The following is a 24,885-nucleotide window of genomic DNA, read 5'->3' on the forward strand; positions in this document are numbered from 1 at the left end:
CCACGGATTGCCAAAGGTAGCTTTATGCAGGACGACTTCGATCACTCAAACGACGCTCCCGAGTACGCGCTTGACACGCTGGCCATTCGCGCCGGCCATCACCGGACGTTCGAGCAGGAGCATTCCGAGCCGATCTTTCCGACCTCGAGCTTCGTCTACGAAAGCGCCGCCGAGGCGGCGCGCAAGTTCGGTGGCAAGGAAGCCGGTAACGTCTATTCCCGCTTCACCAATCCGACCGTGCATACCTTCGAGCGCCGTCTGGCGGCGCTCGAAGGCGGGGAGCGCTGTGTCGCGACCAGCTCCGGCATGGCGGCGATTCTTTCGACGGCGCTGGCGCTGCTCTCCCAGGGCGACGAGATCGTCGCCTCGCGCTCGCTGTTTGGCTCGACGGTAAGCTTGTTCGACAAGTATCTGGGCAAGTTCGGCATTACCACGCGTTACGTCGAGCTTTCCGATCTCGAGGCCTGGCGGCAGGCGATGACGCCCGCCACCAAACTACTGTTTGCCGAAACGCCGTCGAACCCGCTGTCTGAGGTGGCGGACATCGCAGCGCTTTCAATGATCGCCAAAGAGCATGGCGCTTTGCTTGCCATCGATAACTGCTTTTTGACCCCGGCACTTCAGCAGCCTATCGCGCTGGGCGCTGATCTTGTGATCCACTCGGCGACCAAGTACCTGGACGGGCAGGGGCGCGCCATCGGCGGCGCCGTGGTAGGGCGCTTTGATCTGCTCGAAGAGGTGTTCGGCGTGGTGCGCACCTGTGGCCCTTGCCTGAGCCCGTTCAACGCCTGGATTTTCACCAAGGGGCTCGAGACGCTCTCGCTGCGCATGAAGGCTCATAGTGAAAATGCCCTGGCACTGGCCAGGTGGCTCGCCGAGCATCCGGCGGTCGAGCGCGTGCACTACAGCGGTCTTGAGCATCACGCCCAGCACGCACTGGCCAAAAAACAGCAGCGCGGCTTCGGCGCCGTGCTGGGGGTCGAGGTCGTCAACGGCCAGGAGGGTGCCTGGCAGGTGATCGATGCCACACGGCTTTTGTCGATCACTGGCAACCTGGGCGATGTCAAAACCACCATCACCCACCCGGGCACGACGACCCATGGCCGGCTGTCTGATGCCCAGCGCGAGGCCGCCGGGATTGCCCCGGGGCTGATCCGCATCGCGGTGGGGCTGGAGGACCAGCAGGACATCCGCGCTGACCTTGCCCGCGGGCTCGATGCGCTGGCAGGCTAGTGCAAGGGCTCTTTCAGCTCTCTTCAAACCCCGCCCTGGCGGGGTTTTTCGTGTTTGAATCGGCTAGGTGTAAAGGTCGCGTTCGAAAATGTTGACGCCAACCGTATTGTTAGCGTGGTAATAAACGGTTTTTACGAACGAACTGTCCCGCTTTTTTCAGCGGTGCTCACACCGGTAAACCGTTATGCTCTGCCCACTTTCCAAATCAAAACCTTATTTACCGTTCTGACAACAAAAGACGGTAACTCTTCATTAGGGACCGGGGCATGTGGCGCAATACACGAAGCGGGTGGGGGCTTGTCAGCATTTCGTTTCACTGGCTCAGTGCCTTGACCGTGATCGGCCTTTTTATACTAGGCTGGTGGATGACCGGTCTTGGCTACTACGACCCCTGGTACAATCAGGGGCCTTGGGTACACCGCTCGATCGGTATCCTGCTGTTGATGGTCACCACCGCGCGTATTGTCTGGCGGCTCGTGCAGCCTACCCCAGAAGGTGAGGGCAGCCGGTTCGAGCGCCTTGCCGCCCACGTAGGGCATATCGGCCTGTACGTGCTGCTGCTTCTGGTAATGCTGAGCGGCTATCTGATTTCGACGGCGAACGGGCGAGGCGTAAGCGTCTTCGACTGGTTCGAGATGCCGGCGGTGCTGTCGAGTCTTCCCAATCAGGCGTCCATTGCTGGCGACATTCACTGGTACAGCGCGGTGACGCTCATCGTCATCGCCGCGGGCCACGCGCTGGCCGCGCTCAAGCATCATTTCGTCAACCGTCATACGACGCTTTCGCGTATGCTCAGCCCAGCCGATAGCCGACGCCGAGCTTAACGATTTCACCCGGGTCGCCGGAGGGCGCCCCGACTCAACCAGGGAAAGAGAGGAGACGTTTCAATGTTGAAAAAGAGCCTTGTTGCAACTGCCGTTGCTGCCGCTGCGCTGGTACCGCTAAGCCAGGCCCAGGCCGCCGATTACGTGGTGGATACCGAAGGCCAGCACGCCTTCGTACAGTTCAAGATCAGCCACCTGGGCATGTCCTACATTCTGGGTAGCTTCGAGGAGTTCTCCGGCGAATTCACCTACGACGAAAACGATCTGGACGCCTCAACCGTCGAGATGGAAGTGCAGGTCGATAGCCTGAACTCCAATCACGCCGAGCGCGACCGTCATATCCTGAGCGAGGACTTCCTCAACGCCAGCGAGTACCCGACGGCCACGTTCACCTCGACCGGTTTCGAGTCCGAAGGTGACAACGAAGGCACGCTGACCGGCGAGCTGACGCTGCACGGCGAAACCCAGGAACTCGAAATGCCGGTGACCCTGATCGGTGAAGGTGACGACCCCTGGGGCAACTACCGCGCTGGTTTCGAGGGTAGCACCATGATCACCCTAAGCGACTACGGTATCGACATGAGCGACTTCCCGGAAGCCATGCACGAGCTCGAACTCTACGTGGTGTTCGAAGGTATCCGCCAGTAAGTCCACCGTGTTAAAAAGCGCCATCGCCCCGGCCGGGGCGGTGGCGCTTTTGCGTTTTGAGTCGCAAAAAATTTTCGATAGGAGTTTCGTCTTGGCCACTTCGCGTCAGCACACTCTGGGCCTCACCTTGTGGCGACAAACCTGGCCGATGGCCATCGGCGTTCTCGCGCTGCTGGGCTTTCAACTGGTCGATAGCGCTTTCATTGCGCGCCTGGGCACGGCGCCGCTGGCGGCGCAGTCGTTCACCTTTCCGCTCTCGTTTTTGATCATCGGCGTGCAGGTCGGCATGGGAATTGCCATCGCCGCGCTGGTCTCTCGGGCGCTGGGGGCGGGCGAAGACGAGCGTGCACGGCGCCTGGGAAGTCTCGTACTGCTCGCCGGTGGCGGCGTCATCGGCGCGCTATGTATTCTGCTCTGGCTGTTACAGACGCCTATTTTCACGCTTCTTGGCGCCGATGATACTGCACTTGGCTATATACGAACCTACTGGGGCCCGCAGCTTTTTTCTGCCTGGCTGGCCGCGCTGTTATACTTCGTTTACAGCCTTTTTCGCGCCCACGGCGATACTTACCTCCCCGGCAAGATGATGGTGCTCAGCAGTGCGGTCAACCTGGCGCTCGACCCGCTGCTGATCTTTGGCGCAGGCGACTGGCCCGGGCTTGGGCTTCCTGGCGCGGCCTGGGCGAGCGTCGTCGCCTTTGGCGTCGGGCTCGCGGTGATTAGCCGCAAACTGGCACGCCATCAGTGGCTGGCGTTCGACGGCATTGTTCTTGAAGCGCGAGCCTCCTGGCGACGTTTTATCGGTATCGCCGGGCCTGCGATGGTCAGCCAGCTAATGCCGCCGCTGGCCGCGATGCTGGCGATCACCGCGGTTGCCGGGCTCGGCGATGTTCAGGTGGCGGCCTGGGGGTTGGCGAATCGGCTGGAAACCATGTCGCTGATGGTGATTCTCGCCATGACCATGTCGCTGCCGCCCTGGCTTGGCCGCTGCTATGGGGCGGGCGACTGGGCACAGATTCATCGGCTGATGCGCCTGGCGCTCAAGGTGGCGCTGGTGTGGCAGCTTGCCCTCGGCATCGTGCTGGCACTCGTTGCGCCCTGGGTGGCCGCGGCGCTGGCGGGTAACCCGGAGGTGCGCGAGGCGCTGACGCTTCTGATCCGCTTCATGCTGCCAAGCTATGCGCTGCTCGGCGTATGCATGCTGGTGGTGTCGGCAGGCAACGCGCTGGGCTGGCCGCTTCGGGCGATGCTCTTGTCCAGCGCGCGGCTGTTCGTGTTCTACCTGCCGTCTCTGTGGCTCGGGACGCTGCTTTTCGGCTGGGTGGGGCTGGCCGCCGGCGCCGCGATCGGCAACGTGATGGCCGGACTCGCCGCCTGGATCGTGCTGCGGCGCATACTGTCGCGCCCGCACCGCCAGGCGGCGCCTGCCGATATCAGGGATGACGCGCTTTCTGAAACGCGAAGTAGCTAAACAGTAGCGCCATGGCAAGATAGCCCATGACGAAGTCCGGTGCGGCGTTGAGCGCAAGCTTCGGTGCGTGCATCAGGCCAACGAACGAGAAGCCCGCCGCGACCAGCGCGAAGATGGCCGCCTTGCGAAAGCGGTGGTCGATGGCGCACACCGTCATCGCGCCGAGCAGAATGGCCATGAACATGGCGCCCTGGCCCATCACCACGATGGCCGAGGAGATACCGCTGACGACCTCTTCAGCGCCGCGGTTGAAGCGGGTCGAGACGTAGTTGGCGAAGTAGGGCAGCATGGCCAGCGCGACCGCCGGATAGTAGCGGGTGTCGTTGGCCTGGAACGCGGTGGTGATCATCGAAATGCCCACGAACACCAGGATGGGGGCGACCACGGAAACGGGAATGATCGCCGCGAGGGCGGCGATCAGCCCGAGCATGGTCGCCAGGCCATACACCGCGCCGTTGGCAATGCTGTAGCCGCGCCCGGCGCCCATCCACTTGGCGCCGACGGTAGCGATGTACACCGTGGTTGGAAACACGCCGCCGAACAGCGCGCCGATCATGGTGCCTGCGCCGTCCACCGCCTGACATTCGCGCACGTCGTATTTATCGCCGGCGGCTTCCATCGCCTCGACGTTGTTCATCGTCTCGATGGCGTTGTAAAGCGTGATGGGTAGCACCACGGTCAGCACCGCCAGCATCCCGCCGAACAGTAGCCCAAGCCCGTCCCACCAGGCCCAATTCGGCAGCAGCGGATAAAAGCCCAGATGCGTGAAGGCGTCACTAAAGCGCTCGCCACCGGCATCGCCGATCAGGTACGCCATCACCGTGCCCAGCACGATGGCAAACAGCGACGTGGGAAGTTTGAACGGCATGCTCACCCGGGCGATCAGCCCCACGATGGTAATGCCCAGCACCAGTAGCCCGATGACCGGCATCTCCAACGTCTTGAACAGCATTTCGCCGGCGATGAACGTGAGCGCCACGCCCGCCACCGCGCCGAGCATGGCCGCTCGCGGCAAATGGTGTTGCACGAAGCGCCCGACCAGGCTCACCAGCGCCTCGATGGCGCCGCTGATGAAACAGGCCGCCACCGCCACCTGCCAGGCGAGCGTGGCATCGCCGGTCAACTGCTTGGCCGGTAGCAGCACGCCGAAAAGAAAGACGAACATGACCGGCGTCGAGATACCGTAGGAGAGCGCGGTCACGTCGCTTCGCTGCTCCCGGTGGGCCAAGCGCGTCGCACTCCAGGCGTAGTAGAAGTTGCCCGCCATGACCGCGACCGCCGCCCCGGGCAGAACCTGCCCGAAGACGATCTCTGCGGGAAAGTCCATGCCCAGCATGGTGATCGCGATGATCACGAAGTTGGCAATGTTGTTTTGAAACAGCGCGAAAAACGCGTCGGTGTCTTCTTTTTTATACCAGGGATAGCGAAAGCCGTGGGCCGCCATGGAAAGCCTCGGAAATTTGACTGATCGGTCAGTTTTGATGATCGGAAACAAAAGCGCCCAGACGATTGTCTGGGCGCTTTTGAAGGTACTGCGTTACTCGTTGACGGCGGCGATCGCCTTGGCCAGATAGGGCAGGTTCTCCTGAGAGAAACCGGCCACGTTGGCCCGGCCCGAACGAACCATGTAGATGCCGAACTCGTCGCGCAGGCGATCGACCTGCTCCGGCGTCAGGCCGGTGTAGGAGAACATGCCACGCTGCTCGGCAACGCAAGCGTACTTGTCAGCGAGGCCATAGGGCCTGAGCGCTTCGACGAAATCGCGGCGCAGCGTATTGATGCGATCGCGCATTTCGGTCAGCTCTTCACGCCACATCTGGCAAAGCTCCGGGTCGTGGAGAATTTCGCTGACGATGGCACCGCCGTGCGCCGGCGGATTGGAGTAGTTTTCGCGCGCAACGATGGCGACCTGAGAGCGCACGTTCTCCATCTGCTCTTCGTCCTTCGCCACCAGAATCAGCGCACCGGTACGCTCACAATAGATGCCGAAGTTCTTTGAGCAGGAGCTGGTGATGATCACCTCATCCAGGTTCTCTGCGAGAAGGCGTACGCCGTAAGCGTCCTCTTCCAGCCCTTCACCAAAGCCCTGGTAGGCGAAATCGACCAGCGGTAGAAGCTTGCGCTCTTTCACAATCTCGAGCACTTCCTGCCACTGCGCCTGGGAGAGATCGAAGCCGGTCGGGTTGTGACAGCACGCGTGCAGCACGACAACGTCCCCCTCGGGAATCTTCTTGAGCGCGTTGACCATGCCTTCGAAGTCCAGGCGGTTGTCCGGGTCGACGTAGGGGTACTTATGAAGCTCGATCCCTGCCGAGGTGAAAATACCGTGGTGGTTCGGCCAGGTGGGGTCGCTGACCCAGATGCCCTTGCCCGGCATCTGGCCGGCGATGAAGTCCGCCGCCAGTCGCAGCGCGCCGGTGCCGCCGGGGGACTGGGTGGCGCTGGCGCGTTTCTGGCTCAGTACGCTCGAGTTTTCACCCAGTACGATCGGCAGCACGGCTTCACCGTAGGCGGGCGCGCCGTGAGAACCAATGTAGGTTTTGGTTGTTTCGTTATTGAGCAGACGAGCCTCTGCTTCCTTGACGGCGCGCATGATCGGCGTATTGCCGTTGGCATCGCGATAAACGCCGACGCCCAAATCCACTTTCTGTGGGTTGGTGTCTTTTTTGAAAGCATCGATCAGTCCAAGAATGGCATCACCCGGGACCCGCTCAATATGCTCGAACATTGAAATGACTACCTCGTTAAGCGATGAATAATATGCAGCGCTTTATGATGCCATCGCGTTACGGGAACTGCCACACCGCTGGCCGGGTAATCGGTAAAAGAGTCGCCGTCTTGAGCGCCCTGGCTTCACTGGATGGAGTAAACGCAGTCTCGCCCGGTGTCCTTGGCGCGATAAAGCGCCTTGTCTGCGCGCTTCAAAAGTGTGGCGAGTATCTCCTGCGAGCGGTACTCAGCGACCCCGATGCTGATGGTGACCTCCCCGGTGCCGGCGCCCAAATCGAGCTTCGCGATACTGTCGCGCACGCGCTCGGCGACGCGGTAACAGTGGCCAAGCGTTGTGCGTGGTGCTACCGCCACGAACTCTTCACCCCCCAGTCTTGCCAGCATGTCGCTGTCGCGCAAAAGCGCTCTGGTGCGCTCGGCCAACGCGCGCAGAATCTCATCGCCGTAGGCGTGACCAAACCGATCATTGAAGCGTTTGAAGTGATCGACATCGATCATCATGATCGAAAAGGGGGTCGAGTCTTGCTCGCTGATCATGCTCAAACGGTTGAGCTCCAGCATTAGTTTGCGGCGGTTGGGAAGCCCCGTCAGCACGTCGGTATGGCAGCGTTTCTCGAGACGCTGCTCGTTCACCACCTGGCCTGTGATGTTCATCATCATGCCGTTGAAGCGAACGCCGCCGTCAACCCGCACCGGTGACGCGCTGACGCCGATCCAGTAGGCCTTGTGAGAGGGGTGACAAAGCTTGAAACGGGTAGCTAGCGGCACGAGCCAGCGCGCGGAGCGCTCGATGGCGGTGCTCACCATCGGCCAGTGTTCGCCGGTAAGCTGTGCGATGGCCGCGTTGGCGCTGTCGGCCAGCGCCGCGCGGTCCAGGTGGTCGAGTATGTCGCGATCGCCTTCCAGATAGGTAAAACGCAGGGTGCCATCTGGCGAGCGGTCGAGCTGAAATATGACCCCCGGTAGGCAGGGCAGAAGCGCTTCGGTGGTGGGCGCCGTCAAGGATGAATTGATCACGTACATGCGGTGTACCACATGGGAAACGTTGAAAAAATGAAAAATGAGCTGACAGGGTAGCGTGTTAACGACCGGGTTTCTGTAAGCCTTTACTGACATCGACCGTGGATCTTTATATTTTATCGTCATAACCATGGCCGTTTTTAGTCGCATAATTATTTAATGGTTGGCTAACGTTGACTGCGTTGAAACGATGTTTTAGGAGAATAACTGGCGGGTGTCGGGCAAGTTAACTACTGTTTTTAAATACCAACTTTGAAAATCAACAGATTCCTCAGGGACGCACCATGGCAGACGACACCAAGCTGGATCAACAACCCGCCGGTCAGCCCCGCGGCGGCAAGCTCAGCACCAGCGAGCTCTTCAAACATAACCGCGTTCGGGCCATTGCCGGTATTGCCGCCGTGGCCGTCGTTTGGGCCATCATGGCGCAGTCCAACGCCAATACCCATCGCGATCGTATCGACGTTCTGGAAAACGATTTGGCGACGTCCGAGCAGCAAAATCAGCGCTTGAGCCAGCGCGTTAGCGAAATCGAGCAGGCGGAAACCGACCTCGGCGCGATGCGCGAAGAGATTGCTTCGCTCGAGCAGCGCCAGGCGGAGGCCCAGCAAAGCGTGCAGCAGGCCGAGGAAGAGGCCCAAACGATTCAGTCGCGTCTCGAAGAACTTCAAAACCAGCGCGATTCGCTCGAAAAGGAAGTCGAGAGCCTCGAACAGGAGCTTCAAAACGCTCAGGAAAACATGCAGTCGCTGCGCGACGAGCGTGACGAGATCACCTCGACGCGTGATGAAGCGCAGTCGAATCTGGACCAGATCGAGCAGGCGCGTGAAAGCGCCGAAGAGGCCCGTCAGGAAGCGGAAACCGCGCGCCAGCAGGCCGAAGAGCAGCGTCAGCAGGTACTCGACGCGCAAAACGAAGCTCAGCAGCAGCTCGAGGAGCTCGAAAGCCAGGTGAGCGACGCCGAAGAGCGCCTCGCATCACTACAAGAAGAGATCGACAGTGCCCAGCAGGAGGTCGATCAGCTGGAAAGCGAGCGTGAAAGCGCAAGCAGCGAGCGCGATGATCTTCAGTCGGAAATCGATTCGCTCACCGAACAGCGCGATGAGCAGGCGCAGAGCCTGACACAGGTTCGCTCGGAAATGGACGATCTCATGGTGGCCCTGGATATGGGTCGCGAAGAGCTCTCAAACGTCGAAAGCGATATCGAAACGCGTGAGCAGCAGCTCGAGCGGCTGGAAAGTCAGCTCAGCGACTGGCGCGAAGAACTATCCGCGCTCGACGCTCGCCTTGAAGTCGACGACGCCAGCGAAGACGAGGTGCCCAATCTGGCTCCCAACGGCCAGCAGTCGAATCAGGGTGGTCAGAGTGGACAGAGCCAGTCGTCTCAGGGGGAGTCTGATCAAGCCCAGAACCGTCAGGGCCAGGGGTCACAGGGCCAAAGCGGACAGAATGGTCAGAGCAGCGCGCAGAATCAGGGTGGACAGAGTCCGACTGGACAGAGCCCGACTGGTCAGAGCTCAAACCAGTCCGGCCAATCCAACGGTGCTTCTTCGCAGGACGATGAAGGCGAGGAGGAAACCGACGAGCAGAGTGCTGCCCAGTAAAGCGTTTTCCCTTGAACGGGCAGCATTAAGAAGTCGCTACGCGGGTACGGCAAACGCCGTACCCGCTTTTTATCGTTTCGAGTTTATGAACCGGGCGCCAGCGCGTATGATTTAGCCACTTAAACGCTGTGCAAAGGAGCGTACAATGGATGGGATCAAGCACATAATCGCAGTAGCGTCCGGCAAGGGGGGCGTGGGGAAATCCACCGTCACCGTAAACCTGGCGCTGGCGCTCGCCGCCCAGGGGTATCGCGTTGGAGTGCTCGACGCCGATATCTATGGCCCAAGCCAGGCGCAAATGCTCGGTGTGGAAGAGGGCACGCGGCCTCAGCCTGCCGGTGAAAACGCGTTTATGCCGCTTCAGGCCCACGGGCTCAAGGCAATGTCGATGGCGTTTTTGGTCAATTCCCGCGATGCGATGGTGTGGCGTGGCCCGATGGTCGTTGGCGCCTTTCAGCAGATGCTCAATCAGACCCAGTGGGGCGAGCTCGACTTTCTGCTGATCGACATGCCGCCGGGCACCGGCGACATCCAGTTGACACTTGCCCAAAAGGTGCCGGTATCCGGCGCGGTGATCGTCACGACCCCCCAGGATATCGCGCTTCTGGATGCGCGCAAGGGCATCGAGATGTTTCGCAAGGTCAACGTGCCGGTGGTGGGCGTGGTCGAGAACATGAGCCTTTACAAGTGCGAAAGCTGTGGCCATGAGGCGGCCATTTTCGGTACTGGCGGCGGCGAGCGCATCGCTCAGGAGTACGCCACGAAAGTGTTGGGGCGCCTCCCGCTGGCGATGTCCATTCGCGAGCTGGCGGACTCCGGCAAGCCCACGGTGGTCTCGAGCCCCGAAAGCGACGAGAGCCAAACCTTTGCCGAAATCGCCCGCCAGGTGGCGGCTTCGGTGATGGGAACGCAGCAAAGCGGCCCCACGATTTCCTTTAGCGAGTGATGAGCAGCAATGAGTATTCAGTCTGACAAGTGGATTCGCCGCATGGCGCAAAGTGACGCCATGATCGAGCCCTTCGAGCCGGGGCAGGTGCGCCACGTCAACGACCAGCGGGTCATCTCCTACGGCACATCGAGCTACGGCTACGACGTGCGCTGCTCCGACGAGTTCAAGGTGTTCACCAACATCCACTCGGCGATCGTCGACCCCAAGGCCTTCGATGACAAGAGCTTCGTCGACGTGAAGGGCGATGTCTGCATCATTCCGCCCAACTCCTTTGCGTTGGCGCGCACCGTGGAGTACTTCCGTATCCCGCGTAACGTGCTCACCATTTGCCTGGGGAAATCCACCTACGCGCGCTGCGGTATCATCGTCAACGTCACGCCCCTGGAGCCAGAGTGGGAGGGTCATGTGACGCTGGAGTTCTCCAACACCACCAATCTTCCGGCGAAGATTTACGCCCACGAAGGTGTGGCGCAGATGCTTTTTCTCGCCGCCGACGAGGAGTGTGAAACCTCCTACAAGGATCGGGGCGGCAAGTACATGGGCCAGCGCGGCGTGACGCTGCCACGTACCTGACCTCACAGGTCATCGCATCAACAGCCGCATAAAAAAAGCGCGCTCGGGAAGGCGCGCTTTTTGCTATCAAGGGAGCCGTCAAACGTCTTCGTCGAGCTCTTCGGCGGCGTCGTCATGAGACAGGCGCATCCCCTGGGGCGGTAGCGGCTGGCCGTCGATGGTGACCTTATCGCTTGAGTAGTTGAGCCGGCCCTGCAAAAACCACTGCACGGCAATGGGCAGAATCAGATGCTCGCGGGCGTGCACCTTGTCTTTTAGCCGCTGCTCATCGTCGTCTTCATCGATGCGACACTCGGCCTGCAGCACGACCGGGCCGCCGTCGAGCTCCTCGGTGACGAAGTGTACGCTACAGCCATGCAGATCGCGCCCGTCGGCCAGCGCTCGGGCGTGGGTGTTGAGCCCCTGATAGTCAGGTAAAAGCGACGGGTGGATGTTGAGCATTCTGCCCAGAAAGCGCTGTACGAAGCGCGGCGTCAAAATGCGCATGAAGCCTGCCAGCACGATCAAATCCGGCTCGTGGCGCTCGATCACCTTGATCAGCGCGCCGTCATAGGCCTCGCGGCTTTCGTACTCGCGGTGGGGCAGCGCAACGGCTTCGATGCCGGCTTCGTGGGCGCGCTTGAGCCCGAACGCGGCGGGCTCGTTGGAGATCACCGCGACGATTTCGCCGCCCAACCGGTCGTGATTCTGGGCTTCGATCAGCGCTGCCAGGTTGCTGCCGCTGCCGGAAATAAGCACCACGATGCGGCGCTGATCGACCGGCTCTGGCGTCATGTCGTTGAGCGTGTCGCTTGTGTACTCGTTATCGCTCACTGGCTGGCCTCTCCCGCGGCCAGGTTCTCGAGAATCACGGCGTCCTCTTCGCGCTTGACGATTTCGCCGATGCGGTAAACGGTTTCGCCCTGATCCTGCAAATAGCTCATCGCCTCGTCGGCCTGCGCCTGGGGCACGACTACCACCATGCCGATGCCGCAGTTGAGCACCCGGTGCATCTCCACTTCGCTGACGTTGCCCTTGGCCTGCAGCCAGTTGAAAACCTCCGGGCGCTTCCAGGTACTGACGTCGACCCGTGCGGCCAGGTGCTCCGGCAGTACGCGGGGGATGTTTTCTAAAAGGCCACCGCCGGTGATGTGCGACAGCGCGTGAATCGCAAGCTCGCTTTCGCGCAGCATTGAAAGCAGCGACTTGACGTAGATGCGCGTCGGCGCCATCAGCGCATCGCCCAGCGGCTGGCCATCCAGCGGCTCATCGAGGGCAGACTCGCTGACCTCAAGAATCTTTCGAATCAGCGAGTAGCCGTTGGAGTGAGGGCCGGACGAGGCGAGGCCCAGCAGCACGTCGCCTTCGTCGACCTGGCTTCCGTCGAGAATCTCGGATTTTTCGACCACACCGACGCAGAAGCCGGCCAGGTCGTAGTCATTGCCTTCGTACATGCCCGGCATTTCCGCGGTTTCACCGCCGACCAGCGCGCAGCCCGCTTGCTCGCAGCCGGTGCCGATGCCGGTCACTACGTCGGCGGCGATATCGACATCGAGCTTGCCCGTAGCGTAGTAGTCGAGAAACAGAAACGGCTCGGCGCCGGCAACGACCAGATCGTTGACGCACATGGCGACAAGGTCGATGCCAATGGTGTCGTGCTTGCCAAGATCCATCGCCAGGCGCAGCTTGGTGCCCACGCCGTCGGTACCGGTGACCAACACCGGCTGACGGTAGCCCTCGGGCAGTTCGCAAAGCGCGCCGAAACCACCCAGACCGCCCATGACCTCGGGGCGCGTCGTGCGCTTGGCCACGTGCTTGATACGCTCTACCAGGGCGTTGCCGGCATCGATATCGACTCCGGCATCCTTGTAGCTAAGTGACGGGGAAGCCGGAGGAGGGGTTGTCTGGGTCATGACAGGTCCTTTGGAGCCTATGGCAGTACGGGATAGGAAGGGTCGCGGCCGAGGGCGGCCGATAATTCGGCGGATTGTACCATTTGGCATCGATTGCCGCATTGTCCTGTCGAGTTATCGTGCAAGACACGTTATCTTACAACGATAACATGACGTTATGTCGCGACAGGCGACCCTTTAAGGAGCGATTCGAGTATGCGCCACTCTACCTGGGCTGTGGTGTTTATCCTGCTGCTGGTGGGCCTTGTGTACCTGCTTGATTCGGTGCTGATGCCGTTCGTGGCAGGCATGATCCTCGCTTATCTGGTCGACCCTATCGCCAACAAACTCCAGCAGTGGGGCATGAAGCGCCCGCTGGCGGTGGCCAGCGTCTTCGTCGCGCTCTTTTTACTGCTGGCCGCGGCGCTGTTGATCCTGATTCCGCTGATCGTCTCGCAGATCAAGCAGCTTGGCGAGGCGCTGCCGGACATCTTCACTTGGGTCGAAAATCGCCTGGCGCCCCAGGTGCTGGAGTGGACCGGCTATGACGTGCGCGCCGAACTTGGCAACGTGAGAGCCACGCTGTTGGAGAATTGGCGCGACGCCGGCGGTTATCTGGCCCAGGCGCTGGCGAGCATCGGCCGTTCCGGGGCGGCGTTCGTCACCTGGATCACCTACGTGGCGCTGATTCCCGTGGTCACGTTCTATTTGCTGCTCGACTGGGACCGCCTGCTGGCCAACATGGCGGATCTGGTGCCGCGCCACTACGCCCGCGATACCGCCAGACTCGCCAAACGCTGCGACGCGGTGCTGGCCGCATTCCTGCGCGGCCAGCTTCTGGTCATGCTGAGCCTTGGCGTGATCTACGCACTAGGACTTACGCTGATCGGGCTCAATTTCGGCCTTTTGATTGGCGTGGTGTCGGGCCTTGTCAGCATCGTGCCTTTCTTGGGGTTCATCGTTGGGCTGGGGGTGGCGCTGGTGGTCGCGTTTTTCCAGTTCGAAAGCTGGTGGGGGCTTGTTGGCGTACTGGCCGTGTTTAGCGTGGGTCAGGTAATGGAGAGCGTGGTACTACAGCCAAAGCTTTTGGGCGACAAGATCGGCCTGCATCCAGTGGCGGTGATCTTCGCCGTACTGGCCGGGGGCAGTCTTTTTGGACTGACTGGCGTACTATTGGCGCTACCCGCCGCGGCGGTCATCATGGTGCTTCTGCGCGAGGTGATCGAGCGGTATAAAAATAGCGAGCTGTACGGCGAGGCGAAGCTTACCGGCGCCAAGTCGCTCAACCGGCTCGATCACGACAGGGACAGGGAGATTCCATGAGCAGAGTGCCGGCTCAGCTGCCGCTGGGCGTCGGGCTTCGCGACGACGCCACCTTCGATAACTACTTCGCATCCAGTGCCAATGCCTCACTTCTGACCTCGCTTGGCCGCCAGCTCGAGCCGGACGCGGAACCCTTCGTCTATCTATGGGGCTCGCCCGGTAGCGGGCGAAGCCACCTGTTGCAGGCCGCCTGCCACGCCGCCTCGGATCGTGACAAGCGCGCGCTCTATCTACCGCTGGCGGATTTGGGGCACTTCCCGCCATTGATGCTTGAGGATATCGAACGCCTCGACCTGGTGGCGATCGACGATCTGGAGTGCGTGGTTGGACGCAAGCGCTGGGAAGAAGCGCTTTTCCATGCCTTCAACCGGCTGCGTGACGCAGGCAAAGGGCTAATCATCGCCGCCAGCGCCCCACCGCGCCAACTCAACGTGGCGCTGTCGGACTTGGCTTCACGACTGAGTTTCGGAGTGACGTATCACCTGCATTCGCTGGACGACGCGGACCGTCTGCAGGCGTTGAAGCTGCGCGCCGGCGCCAGGGGAATGGAGCTTCCCGACGACGTGGCCCGCTATATTTTACACCGCGGCCCGCGGGAGCTTGGCGAGCTTTGCACGGCGATCGAAACTCTCGACCAGGCGTCGCTATCGGCCAAGCGAAAATTGACGATTCCCTTTGTTAAATCGGCGCTTGGCTGGTAGCCGCCTTCAAGCGGCCGGGCGATTTTTTGCTAGGCGGTTTCCCGCATCGAGCTGGCCAGCTGCTGCGCTTTCTGCATATTTTCTTCGGTCAGTTTTTGGCTTTTTTGAAAGAAGTCGCGCTGAATCGATGTCATCTGATCGGCATTGCCTTTGAGGCGCTCGGCCAGCGTTTTAGCCACACGCTGCTGGCCTTCCATATAGTCGCGAAGCTCGGCGGCGTCCTTTACCTGCATTAGCTGGCGCGCCTGCTCCAGGCCTAGATCGACGTAGGCTTTTTGCGCATTGAGCTGGGCGTTGAACAGCTTTTCTGATGTGTTCACGCCGAGCGAAACGAAGGCCTGCAAGGGGCCGAGAAAAAGCGAATGGAACTGCTCGTTGGTTGGCGATTGTTGGAACGTTGCCATGGTGTTTCTCCCGTTAGTCGATGGAAAGGAACAAGGCCCATTCTCGAAGCCGTGTTCTTACGCGTGTTACGTCAATCTTTTGACGTTTAGCATAAATCCTTGCTGCTTTGCAGCATAGCAACGGTCTTTGTGCGCTGCAACATGGCGGCGCTGTTGGAGAACGGTGCAAAGGCCAGGGTAGCGATCAATCGATAGGCGCTCAATTGACGCCAGGAACCGGCTCGACGTTGTCGATAGCCGCTCCAGTGGCTAGGGTAAAGTGGGTAGTTTGCTAAACGCGTCAATAGCAGCCGAACGAGCGGCTCGCTTAAAAGGAGAAAACGTATGGAAACACGTATCGAGCGCGACAGCATGGGAGAACTCGAGGTGCCGGCAAACGCGCTGTATGGCGCTCAAACCCAGCGGGCGATCAATAACTTTCCGGTATCGAACACGCCCATGCCCACCGCTTTCGTTCATGCGGTAGCCCGCATCAAGCTTGCCGCTGCGCGCAGCAACCTCTCGCTTGGTCATCTCGACGAGCCGCGCGCCCGCGCCATCGAGAAAGCCGCTCAGGCGGTGATCGACGGCGAGCACGACGACCAGTTCCCCATCGATGTCTACCAGACCGGCTCCGGCACCTCGACCAACATGAACGTCAACGAGGTGCTGGCGACCCTTGCCTCCCGTGAAGGCGTCGAGGTCACCCCCAACGATCACGTCAACATGGGGCAATCGAGCAACGACGTCATCCCCAGCGCCATCCACGTCGCCGCCGCGATCGCCGTCAAGGAGTCGCTGCGCCCGGCACTGTTGACCCTGCGCGATGCGATCGACCAGCGCGCCGAGGAACTCAAGAACGTCGTCAAGACCGGACGCACCCACCTGATGGATGCCATGCCGCTGCGTATGGACCAGGAGCTTGGCGCGTGGTCGAGCCAGGTCGGCCAGGCCATCGAGCGTTTTGATAGCGCCATGACGCGCTTACAGCGCCTGGCCCAGGGCGGTACCGCCGTGGGTACCGGTATCAACGCGCCGGAAGGCTTTGCCGAGAAGATGGCCGAAGAGCTCAGCCGTCAGACCGGGCTTTCGTTTACGCCCAACGACAGCTTTTTCGCCAGTCTTTCGAGCCAGGACGCCGCCGTCGAACTTTCGGGCCAGCTCAAAGGGTTTGCCTGCGTGGTGATGAAGATCGCCAACGACCTTCGCTGGATGAACTCCGGGCCGCTCGCGGGGCTTGGGGAAATTGAACTCGAGGCGCTGCAGCCGGGAAGTTCCATCATGCCGGGTAAGGTGAATCCGGTGATTCCCGAATCCGCGGCCCAGGCAGCTGCCCAGGTGATCGGTCTCGATAGCGCTATCACCGTGGCCGGGCAAAGCGGTAACTTTCAGCTCAACGTCATGCTGCCGCTGGTGGCCTCGAATCTTCTAAGCTCAATCACGCTAATGAGCAATACCGCAAGCCTTCTGGCCACCCGCGCGATCGCCACCTTCAAGGTACGCGAGGATCATCTGCAGGAGCCGCTGGCGCGAAATCCCATCCTCGTGACCGCGCTCAACAGCACCATCGGCTACAACGCCGCCGCCGCGGTCGCCAAGAAGGCGTACCAGGCACGGCGGCCGATCATCGATGTGGCAGAGGAGGAGACCGATCTGGATCGCGAGACCCTCGAGCGGCTGCTTGATCCGGCCGTGCTGACTAAAGGCGGCGTTCCGGAGTGAGCCAACGGGCAGGGCGGGTTACTTCTCCTGTTTCTCCGTCTTGCCCTCAACAATCGTCTCGTCGGCCTCTTCACGCTCCTCTTCGCTTGCATCCGGCGTTGGCTGCTCGTCCTGACGAGAAGGGCGATAGCAGAAGGTGGCGAGAATCGGGAAGTGGTCCGAGCCAAATCCTTCCAGTCGATGCATGTCGACCAAAGTGAAGTGCTCGGTGACGAAAATATGGTCCAGCGGCCAGCGCATGAACGGATAGTTGGCATGAAAGGTGCTGAACATGCCGCGCCCGCGGCGTGGGTCGAGCATGCCGCCTACGCGACAGAAGCGACGCGTGGTACGCGACCAGGCGACATCGTTGAGATCCCCCGCGACCAGGGAGGGTTTCGGATCTTCGTGGATGTGTTTACCTACCCATAAAAGTTCGGCATCGCGCCATAGTGACTTGTCACTTTCGCTGGGGGCAGGTGGGCGTGGGTGAACTGCGTAAAGGCGTATCCGCGCGCCGCTTGCCAGCGTAACGTAAGTGTGTACCGACGGAATATCGTCCTGGATCAGCCATTTGACTTCGGTGTCGGTCAATTCGAGGCGCGAATAGAGGTGCATGCCGTAAAGATTGTCCAGCGGTACTCGAACGCTGTAGGGCCACTTGTCGTTGAGCGCCGCGTCGAGCTGGTCGCCCCACCACTGATCCGACTCCAGTGTTAAAACGATGTCCGGCTGATTCGTTTCGATCAACTCGATCAGACCCTTGGCATTCCGGTTAGGCGTCAGCACGTTGGAGACCAACAGCTTGAGGGTTTGATCTTCAGGCGGGTTTTTTGCGTTTTGAACCTCAAGAGGCCAGAGTTTCGTCCAGGGCAGTATGTAGCCGACCTGCACGAACAGGGCGATCAGCGAGAAAATGCCGGCGACGGAGCGCCAATGGCCGGGGTCGAGCAGGAAATAAACGGCCAAGGCGTTTAAAAGGGCGGCGATGGCGATTTGAACACGGGGAAATTCGAAGCTGCGAACAAGCCACCATCGCAGACGAATGTGCGGGACCGCCGTGACCAGCAGCAAGAGCAGCGAAATGCCGCCCAACAAGAGCTCAGGCAAACCAGCCTCCTTAACATGGGATAAACAATACACGAGTAAGCTTAGCTGGCCCGCGAAAGACGTGTCGATGTAAAAGAGAACTTTCTTTTCAACACTCTATAAAAAAGCGTTCGATAAAAAAACGGTTGCAATTACGCCGTGAAAAGATAGAATACGCACCGCACTGAAGGACCATAGCTCAGTTGGTTAGAGCGCCACGTTGACATCGTGGAGGTCGGCGGTTCAAATCCGCCTGGTCCTACCATCTGCCGCTTTCAGGCAGTGAATCGGTGAATAGTGAAGGACCATAGCTCAGTTGGTTAGAGCGCCACGTTGACATCGTGGAGGTCGGCGGTTCAAATCCGCCTGGTCCTACCAGAATTCAAAAACGCCCCGGCCTTTTGGTCGGGGCGTTTTGCGTTGCGTGGAAAGTAAAACCGTCAGGCCGCGCTGCCGGGCAGGGGCAGGTCGGTGCGCGCGATGAACGTCGCGACCAGTGACTCGATGCCGGCTTGATCTTCCTGGCTGAAGCGAGCGGGCTCTGGGCTATCGATATCGAGTACGCCCCACACCTTGCCACCGACCACGATGGGGACGACCAGCTCCGCGTTCGAGGCGGCGTCGCAGGCGATGTGATCCGCCACGGCGTGCACGTCGTCGACCCGCTGGGTCGTTTGAGTACGCGCTGCTGCCCCGCACACGCCCTTGCTGAAGGGTATCGGGTTGCAGGCGGGCTTGCCTTGAAACGGGCCCAGACTCAAAAGTTCGGGCGTTCGCTGCAAATAAAAGCCGACCCAATTGAGTGAGTCGAGCGCTTCCATGATGAAGGCGCAGGTCTGAGCGGTATTGGTCAGCCAGTCGCGGGTGTCGAGCAGCGACTCGAGCTGGCGATTCAACAGTGCGTAGTCGGCGCAGGCCATGGGCGGGCCTCCTTGATCTCTTGAAATGAAACAGGTCGGCCATAAAGGCCGACCTGCTGAATGCCCGGTCTCATGAGGCCGGTTTGTCATTGCCGTGAGCGGTTATTCGGTCCAGCCAGGTACCGCGCCGCCCTGGAACAGCTCCTCGGCTTTTTCGATCACTTCATCGCGCTGGTAGGCGTCGACGAGCTGCTGGATCTCTTCTCGCTCCTCGTCACCGCTTCTTACCGCGATCAGGTTGACGTAGGGCGACTCTGCACCTTCGCGCACCAGCGCATCGTCCAGGCTCAGGCCTGCCGGCTGGGCGAAGGTGTTGTTGATGAACGCCATGTCGACGTCCGGCAGAATGCGCGGAAGCTGAGCGGCTTCGATTTCGCGGAAGCGAAAATCGCGCGGGTTCTCGGCGATGTCGATCGGCGTCGCTTCCAGGTTCTCCGGGTCGTTGAGCGTGATCAGGCCTTCGTTATGCATCAGAATCAGCGAGCGGCCTTCGTTGGTCGGATCGTTGGGCAGCGCGATCTGGGCGCCGTCCGGCAGCTCATCAAGGCTCTCGTACTTCTCCGAGTAGGCGCCAATCGGGTAGACGAAGGTGTAGCCGGCGGCGACCAGGTCGTAGCCGCGGTCACTGTTCATCGTTTCGAGGTAGGGCGCGTGCTGGTAAGCGTTGGCGTCCAGGCTACCGTCGGCAAGAGCGGCGTTCGGCGTGACGTAGTCGGTGAACTCGATGATCTCGACGTCGAGGTTGTACTCATCCTTGGCGATACGCGCGGCAACCTGCATCACTTCGGTTTCCGGGCCGGCCACGGTACCCATTTTGATGCTTTTGGCTTCCTGCGCGTTGGCGACGTTGATCGCTAGGGCCAGCGCGGTCAAACCGCCGAATAGCTGCTTTTGCATGATGTCTCTCCTGTTAACGGGCGTAACGATTCTAACGTAATGGGTATTATAGCAATAAAAAACCGGCCCATAATGCTTTCGAGTTATATATGTGCCATGCCGGCCGATTTCAAGGCGCTATTTACGGTCGCTCTTGCGCACCAGATAGTCGCCCAGGCTCTGAAAACCCTGCACCATGACCACCAGCACGACCACCGTGACCAGCATAATGGTGGGGTTGAAGCGATTGTAGCCGTAGCGAATGCCCAAATCCCCCAGCCCGCCGCCACCGACCGCGCCGGCCATCGCGGAGTAGCTCACCAGCGTCACTACGGTAATGGTGAGGCCGGTGATGATGCCGCCGCGCGCCTCGGGGATCAGCACCTTGCAGATGATCTGCCAAGGGGTGGCGCCCATCGCTTGGGCGGATTCGACCAACCCGGGCGAGATTTCGTTGAGTGCGCCTTCGATCAGGCGTGCCACGAACGGAATCGCCGCGATGGTTAGCGGCACCGAGGCGGCGTTGATGCCGATCGAGGTGCCCACCAGCATGCGCGTGAACGGAATGATGGCGACCATCAGAATGATGAAGGGGATCGAGCGGCCGATGTTGGTGACAAGGCTCAGCACCTGGTTGAGCACCGGCATCGCCATGATCTGGCGCGGGCGGGTCACGTAGAGCAGCACGCCGAGTGGCAGACCCAAAAGCGTCGCGATGACCCCGGAGACCGCGACCATATAGAGCGTATCGAGCGTGGCCTGGAGAACAAGATCAAACATCGCGCTGGACATAGCCTAGTACCTCTACCTGTAGTTGATGCGCTTGAAGATACGCCATGGCTTGTTGGGTCTGCTCGGGGCTTCCCAACAGCTCGGCGATCATCAGCCCCAGCGTGCGCTCCTGAATGGATTCGACCTTGGCCTGCAGAATGCTGACATCGACACTGCACTCGCGGGCGAGGCGCGAAATGAGCGGCGTGGAAACCGCATCGCCCGAGAACGTCAGACGCACGACCGGATGGCTCTGCGGCCCCTGGGTGTCGGAGAGTCTTGCGATCAGCTCCTTGGGCGGGCTGAGCTGCAAGAAGTCGTTGAGAAACTCGCGGCCGAGCCGCGTACTGGGGGCAGTGAAGAAGTCGCCGACGTCGGCGTCCTCGACCAGCTCGCCGCCGGAGATCAGGCTGACCCGGTGGCAGATCGACTTCACCACCTCCATTTCATGGGTGATCAGCAGAATCGTGATGCCAAGCGTTTGGTTGATGTCGCGCAGAAGCTCGAGAATCGAGCTGGTCGTTTGCGGGTCGAGCGCCGAGGTCGCCTCGTCGCACAACAGCACCTGGGGGTTGCTCGCCAGCGCCCGGGCGATCGCCACGCGCTGCTTCTGGCCGCCGGAGAGCTGGGCGGGGTACATGCGAGCCTTGTCGACGAGTCCCACCATTTCCAAAAGCGGCGTGACGCGCGTTTTGATATCGGCGCGCTTTTGACCCATTAGCTCCAGGGGCAGGGCGACGTTGTCGAAGACCGTGCGCGTGGTCAGCAGGTTGAAGTGCTGAAAGATCATGCCGATGCGGTGGCGAGTGCGGTTGAGCTCACGCCGCTTGAGGGTGGTGATGTCGCGGCCGTCGAGCGAAACGCGGCCTTCACTCGGGCGCTCGAGCAGGTTGACGCAGCGAATCAGCGTCGACTTGCCAGCGCCGGAAAGCCCGATCACGCCGTGAATGGCGCCTCTTGGAACGGTGAGATTGACGTTCTTGAGGGCGTGGACCGCGCGGGGGCCGCTGCCGAAGGTTTTACTGACGTTACTAAGTTCGATCATGGCGTCTGCCTTTATGTGAGGCCGAAGACGGGAAGTGGCGGGGTTAAAAAAAGGGTTAAAACAAAGGGGCTAAAACAGAAAAGCCACCCCGACGGGTGGCCATCAATGCTGGGCTCGCCCTTTTAGCTGCACTTCACCGCCGTTGGCTGGTGGACGCCCGCAATCCGGGTATAAATCGGCGTCTATCGTCGTTGCGGCGAAAGTCTAAATAGCCCCCGGCGGGTTGTCAACGTAGACCAGGTGCCAAGCGGTGACTGACAAAATCGGTCGCGATCGGCGCACGGGCAAGCGTTTTGAGTGCCGTTATCGCGCATTCAGCAGGAATGCGCTATTGCCAACAATCGATACAAACGCACTTTGGCCTGGCCGGCTTAAAAGGCGATAATGACGCTTTAATCCCGGCCCTCGATGGTCGGGCGCCAATCAGGGGGAGTGATGTTTACAGGTATCGTGCAGGGAGTCGCTCGCGTGGTCGAAGTGCGCGAGCTCGAGGAGTTTCGAACCCACGTGGTGGCGCTCGAGGCGCCGCTCAACGAAGGGCTCGAGCTCGGGGCGTCGGTATCGCATAACGGCGTATGTCTGACCGTCACCGCAATCGACGGCGAGCGGGTCAGCTTCGATTTGATGCGCGAAACGCTCAGGCTGACCAATCTTGGTGCGCTTGGGGTCGGCGACTGCGTTAATATAGAGCGCGCCGCGCGCTTTGGTGATGAGATCGGCGGCCATTCGATGTCCGGTCACATCATCAGCATGGCGGACGTGGTGGCCATCGATGAAGCGCCCAACAACCGCCGGCTCTGGTTCTCGCTGCCCGCAAGTTTCGGGCGTTTCGTGTTCGAGAAGGGCTATATCGGCGTCGACGGTATCAGCCTCACCGTGGGCGACGTTCGCCCGGCCGGCGAGCGTGTGGAGTTCAGCGTCAACCTGATTCCCGAGACGCTCGAGCGCACGGTGTTGGGTGAGCGCCTACCGGGGTCTCGGGTAAATATCGAAATCGACCCGCAAACCCAGGTCATCGTCGAGACCGTCGAGCGGGTGCTGGCAGCGCGCGGGTGAGCCCGACGTAGCGCAGGGGCACACGGCGTTGGTCGGGCCGGTTTGACCGAACGGTTAATACATGGCCTGAAGCTTGCTAGACAGTGAGTGGCAACGAAACGGCGGGCTTGCCCGCACTCATGAGCGGCGCACTACCGGCTCGCATCGGTTTGGGGCTTTCGGTAGACTGTGCGGCTTTTCTTGGCAAAGGGCGCAGGGATCACAACGATATGAAGGGTCTGGATAACTATTTCAAGCTCACCGAGCAAAACACCAGTGTCAAAACCGAGGTGATCGCGGGCATCACCACGTTTTTGACCATGGCCTACATCATCTTCGTCAATCCGAGCATCCTGTCGGAAGCGGGGATGGACTACGGCGCGGTGTTCGTGGCGACCTGTGTCGCCGCCGCCATCGGCTGTTTCGTGATGGGGCTCTGGGCCAACTACCCCATCGCCCAGGCGCCGGGCATGGGCCTCAACGCCTTCTTCACCTACGGCGTGGTACTGGGAATGGGCTACACCTGGGAGGCGGCGCTCGGCGCGGTGTTCCTTTCAGGCTTGACCTTCTTTTTGCTGAGTATCTTCAAGATTCGCGAGTGGATCATCAACTCCATTCCGATGTCTTTGCGCCTCGGTATCGCGGCGGGTATCGGACTGTTTCTGGCCATGATCGCGCTCAAGAACGCCGGTATCGTGGTGGAAAACCCGGCAACGCTGGTGTCGCTGGGCGATTTGACCCAGCCCTCCGCCATCTACGCGATGGTGGGCTTTTTCGTGATCACCGCTCTTGCTTATCGAAACGTCACCGGCGCGGTGATGATCGGGATTCTCGGTGTGACCGTAGTCTCGATGGCGCTTGGTCATAATCAGTACGGCGGGTTGATGTCGATGCCGCCGTCCATTGCGCCGACCTTCATGGCGATGGATCTGGCGGGCGCGTTGGACGTGGCGATGCTCAGCGTCATCTTCGCCTTTCTGTTCGTCGATTTGTTCGACACCTCCGGCACCCTGGTCGGCGTTGCCCACCGCGGCAAGCTGTTGGATAAGGACGGCAAGCTTCCGCGCATCGGTCGCGCGATGATGGCGGACAGCACCGCGTCCATGTCCGGCGCGGTACTCGGCACCTCGACCACGACGAGCTACATCGAATCCACCGCGGGCATCGCCTCCGGCGGGCGCACGGGCCTCACCGCGGTGGTGGTTGGTGTGCTGTTCTTGATCAGTCTGTTCTTCGCCCCGCTCGCCGGCTCCATTCCCACCTACGCCACCGCCGGCGCGCTTTTATACGTAGCGGTGCTGATGGCGGGAAGCCTGGCCCATGCCAACTGGGACGATGCCACCGACGCAGCCCCCGTGCTGATCGCCGCGCTCGCCATGCCGCTTACGTTCTCCATCGCCGACGGCATCGCGCTTGGGTTCATCAGCTTCGTGGGCATCAAAGTGCTCTCTGGGCGCTTTGCGGATCTCAATCCGGCGGTGGTCGTGCTGGGGCTTCTGTTCGCAGTTAAATTCTTCTTTTTCGGCTAGGCAGGCGCCTGGCCTTTTACCAACCCATGAGAGACGCGATGAGCATCTACGGCGACTACATCAAGTCCGTTATTCGCACGGTTCCCGACTGGCCTGAACAGGGCGTCAATTTTCGCGACATTACCCCTTTGCTACAAAACAGCTCGGCTTTTCGTAAACTGATCGATAGCTTCGTGCACCGCTATCAGGACATGGATCTGGATGCCATCGCAGCGATCGATGCGCGCGGTTTCATCATCGGCGCGCCGCTGGCCTACGAGCTTGGCTGCAGTTTCGTGCCGGTACGCAAGAAGGGCAAACTGCCGTTCAAGACCATCAGCGAAACCTATACGCTGGAGTACGGTCACTCCGAAGTGGAGCTTCACGCCGATGCCTTCGAACAGCAGGATCGCATTCTGCTGATGGACGATCTGATCGCCACCGGCGGTACCATGCTCGCCGCCGCCAACCTGATCCAAAGAAGCGGTGGTCAGGTCGTGGAAACCTCGACGATCATCGATCTGCCGGAGCTTGGTGGCTCACAAAAGATTCGCGACGCAGGCTTTAGCGTATTCGCGGTATGTTCCTTCAACGAAGACGAGTGACGCCC

General features: G+C 60.6%; 23 protein-coding genes, 2 tRNA genes and 1 pseudogene. 15 read left to right on the top strand and 11 right to left on the bottom strand.

The window, feature by feature from the left end:
- Positions 1-24: 24 nt before the first annotated feature.
- The 4 genes from OCT39_RS07440 to OCT39_RS07455 all read left to right on the top strand — a co-directional run bounded on the left by OCT39_RS07440 (position 25) and on the right by OCT39_RS07455 (position 4,176).
- Positions 25-1,233: an O-succinylhomoserine sulfhydrylase gene (locus tag OCT39_RS07440; protein WP_263587029.1), complete on the top strand. Its 1,209-nt coding sequence runs from the start codon at positions 25-27 to the stop codon at positions 1,231-1,233.
- A 266-nt stretch (positions 1,234-1,499) separates the two neighbouring features.
- Complete coding sequence (locus OCT39_RS07445; protein ID WP_263587030.1) at positions 1,500-2,057, top strand: cytochrome b; 558 nt, start codon at positions 1,500-1,502, stop codon at positions 2,055-2,057.
- A 63-nt stretch (positions 2,058-2,120) separates the two neighbouring features.
- Positions 2,121-2,705 (top strand): YceI family protein, encoded by a 585-nt coding sequence (locus OCT39_RS07450; RefSeq protein WP_263587031.1) that lies wholly within the window; start codon positions 2,121-2,123, stop codon positions 2,703-2,705.
- 148 nt (positions 2,706-2,853) lie between these two features.
- Positions 2,854-4,176, top strand: a complete 1,323-nt coding sequence (locus tag OCT39_RS07455; protein WP_263587303.1) for an MATE family efflux transporter — start codon at positions 2,854-2,856, stop codon at positions 4,174-4,176.
- Here the strand turns inward: OCT39_RS07455 and OCT39_RS07460 are convergent.
- The 3 genes from OCT39_RS07460 to OCT39_RS07470 all read right to left on the bottom strand — a co-directional run bounded on the left by OCT39_RS07460 (position 4,139) and on the right by OCT39_RS07470 (position 7,929).
- Entirely contained in the window at positions 4,139-5,620 is a 1,482-nt protein-coding gene (locus OCT39_RS07460) for an NCS2 family permease (RefSeq protein WP_263587032.1), read from the bottom strand. The two genes, OCT39_RS07455 and OCT39_RS07460, sit on opposite strands and share 38 nt — an antisense overlap.
- Positions 5,621-5,713: 93 nt before the next feature.
- Positions 5,714-6,904: an aromatic amino acid transaminase gene (locus OCT39_RS07465; RefSeq protein WP_263587033.1), complete on the bottom strand. Its 1,191-nt coding sequence runs from the start codon at positions 6,902-6,904 to the stop codon at positions 5,714-5,716.
- 125 nt (positions 6,905-7,029) lie between these two features.
- The gene (locus OCT39_RS07470) at positions 7,030-7,929 is read right to left on the bottom strand and encodes a GGDEF domain-containing protein (protein ID WP_263587034.1); all 900 of its coding nucleotides are present in this window, start codon (positions 7,927-7,929) and stop codon (positions 7,030-7,032) included.
- Positions 7,930-8,210: 281 nt separating this feature from the next.
- On the opposite strand from OCT39_RS07470, the gene OCT39_RS07475 reads away from it, so the two are divergent.
- From OCT39_RS07475 to dcd, 3 genes and pseudogenes are all read left to right on the top strand, one after another.
- Positions 8,211-9,530 carry a kinesin gene (locus tag OCT39_RS07475; protein ID WP_263587035.1) on the top strand — a complete coding sequence of 440 codons (1,320 nt, stop codon included), beginning with the start codon at positions 8,211-8,213 and terminating at the stop codon, positions 9,528-9,530.
- A 130-nt stretch (positions 9,531-9,660) separates the two neighbouring features.
- Positions 9,661-10,476, top strand: a pseudogene (apbC, locus tag OCT39_RS07480) (iron-sulfur cluster carrier protein ApbC); the annotation flags it as partial.
- 9 nt (positions 10,477-10,485) lie between these two features.
- Complete coding sequence (gene dcd, locus OCT39_RS07485) at positions 10,486-11,052, top strand: dCTP deaminase (protein WP_252109239.1); 567 nt, start codon at positions 10,486-10,488, stop codon at positions 11,050-11,052.
- 78 nt (positions 11,053-11,130) lie between these two features.
- On the opposite strand, the gene purN is transcribed toward dcd, so the two are convergent.
- Positions 11,131-11,865 carry a phosphoribosylglycinamide formyltransferase gene (gene purN / locus OCT39_RS07490; protein ID WP_263587036.1) on the bottom strand — a complete coding sequence of 245 codons (735 nt, stop codon included), beginning with the start codon at positions 11,863-11,865 and terminating at the stop codon, positions 11,131-11,133.
- Complete coding sequence (gene purM / locus OCT39_RS07495; RefSeq protein ID WP_263587037.1) at positions 11,862-12,944, bottom strand: phosphoribosylformylglycinamidine cyclo-ligase; 1,083 nt, start codon at positions 12,942-12,944, stop codon at positions 11,862-11,864. Before purM ends, purN begins: the two co-directional genes overlap by 4 nt.
- A gap of 195 nt (positions 12,945-13,139) precedes the next feature.
- Between purM and OCT39_RS07500 the strand changes: the two genes are divergently transcribed.
- Both OCT39_RS07500 and hda read left to right on the top strand, forming a co-directional pair.
- Positions 13,140-14,246: an AI-2E family transporter gene (locus OCT39_RS07500; RefSeq protein WP_263587038.1), complete on the top strand. Its 1,107-nt coding sequence runs from the start codon at positions 13,140-13,142 to the stop codon at positions 14,244-14,246.
- Positions 14,243-14,947, top strand: a complete 705-nt coding sequence (gene hda, locus OCT39_RS07505; protein WP_263587039.1) for a DnaA regulatory inactivator Hda — start codon at positions 14,243-14,245, stop codon at positions 14,945-14,947. Before OCT39_RS07500 ends, hda begins: the two co-directional genes overlap by 4 nt.
- 29 nt (positions 14,948-14,976) lie before the next feature.
- Here hda and OCT39_RS07510 read toward each other — a convergent pair whose 3' ends face one another.
- Positions 14,977-15,351: a phasin family protein gene (locus OCT39_RS07510; RefSeq protein WP_263587040.1), complete on the bottom strand. Its 375-nt coding sequence runs from the start codon at positions 15,349-15,351 to the stop codon at positions 14,977-14,979.
- Between the two features lie 324 nt (positions 15,352-15,675).
- Between OCT39_RS07510 and OCT39_RS07515 the strand changes: the two genes are divergently transcribed.
- Positions 15,676-17,052 (top strand): class II fumarate hydratase, encoded by a 1,377-nt coding sequence (locus tag OCT39_RS07515; RefSeq protein WP_263587041.1) that lies wholly within the window; start codon positions 15,676-15,678, stop codon positions 17,050-17,052.
- An 18-nt stretch (positions 17,053-17,070) separates the two neighbouring features.
- Here the strand turns inward: OCT39_RS07515 and OCT39_RS07520 are convergent, their stop codons facing one another.
- Positions 17,071-18,141, bottom strand: a complete 1,071-nt coding sequence (locus OCT39_RS07520; protein ID WP_263587042.1) for an endonuclease/exonuclease/phosphatase family protein — start codon at positions 18,139-18,141, stop codon at positions 17,071-17,073.
- A gap of 167 nt (positions 18,142-18,308) precedes the next feature.
- Between OCT39_RS07520 and OCT39_RS07525 the strand changes: the two genes are divergently transcribed.
- Together OCT39_RS07525 and OCT39_RS07530 are read left to right on the top strand one after the other, a co-directional pair.
- Positions 18,309-18,385 (top strand) — tRNA-Val (locus tag OCT39_RS07525).
- A 36-nt stretch (positions 18,386-18,421) separates the two neighbouring features.
- Positions 18,422-18,498 (top strand) — tRNA-Val (locus tag OCT39_RS07530).
- A gap of 62 nt (positions 18,499-18,560) precedes the next feature.
- Here the strand turns inward: OCT39_RS07530 and OCT39_RS07535 are convergent.
- From OCT39_RS07535 to OCT39_RS07550, 4 genes are all read right to left on the bottom strand, one after another.
- On the bottom strand, positions 18,561-19,040 hold the full coding sequence (locus OCT39_RS07535) for a GAF domain-containing protein (RefSeq protein ID WP_263587043.1): 480 nt from the start codon (positions 19,038-19,040) through the stop codon (positions 18,561-18,563).
- Between the two features lie 102 nt (positions 19,041-19,142).
- A complete protein-coding gene (locus OCT39_RS07540) occupies positions 19,143-19,937 on the bottom strand; it encodes a MetQ/NlpA family ABC transporter substrate-binding protein (RefSeq protein ID WP_263587044.1) in 795 nt (264 codons plus the stop codon).
- A gap of 117 nt (positions 19,938-20,054) precedes the next feature.
- Complete coding sequence (locus OCT39_RS07545; RefSeq protein ID WP_263587045.1) at positions 20,055-20,708, bottom strand: methionine ABC transporter permease; 654 nt, start codon at positions 20,706-20,708, stop codon at positions 20,055-20,057.
- Positions 20,689-21,732: a methionine ABC transporter ATP-binding protein gene (locus OCT39_RS07550; protein ID WP_263587046.1), complete on the bottom strand. Its 1,044-nt coding sequence runs from the start codon at positions 21,730-21,732 to the stop codon at positions 20,689-20,691. The genes OCT39_RS07545 and OCT39_RS07550 overlap by 20 nt, the downstream gene beginning before the upstream one ends.
- Positions 21,733-22,167: 435 nt before the next feature.
- On the opposite strand from OCT39_RS07550, the gene OCT39_RS07555 reads away from it, so the two are divergent.
- The 3 genes from OCT39_RS07555 to OCT39_RS07565 all read left to right on the top strand — a co-directional run bounded on the left by OCT39_RS07555 (position 22,168) and on the right by OCT39_RS07565 (position 24,880).
- Complete coding sequence (locus tag OCT39_RS07555) at positions 22,168-22,788, top strand: riboflavin synthase subunit alpha (protein WP_263587047.1); 621 nt, start codon at positions 22,168-22,170, stop codon at positions 22,786-22,788.
- A gap of 209 nt (positions 22,789-22,997) precedes the next feature.
- The gene (locus OCT39_RS07560) at positions 22,998-24,296 is read left to right on the top strand and encodes an NCS2 family permease (RefSeq protein ID WP_263587048.1); all 1,299 of its coding nucleotides are present in this window, start codon (positions 22,998-23,000) and stop codon (positions 24,294-24,296) included.
- A 38-nt stretch (positions 24,297-24,334) separates the two neighbouring features.
- On the top strand, positions 24,335-24,880 hold the full coding sequence (locus OCT39_RS07565; protein ID WP_252109226.1) for an adenine phosphoribosyltransferase: 546 nt from the start codon (positions 24,335-24,337) through the stop codon (positions 24,878-24,880).
- The last annotated feature ends 5 nt before the right edge of the window (positions 24,881-24,885 follow it).

The organism is Halomonas sp. GD1P12 (assembly GCF_025725645.1).
Lineage (GTDB): Bacteria > Pseudomonadota > Gammaproteobacteria > Pseudomonadales > Halomonadaceae > Vreelandella.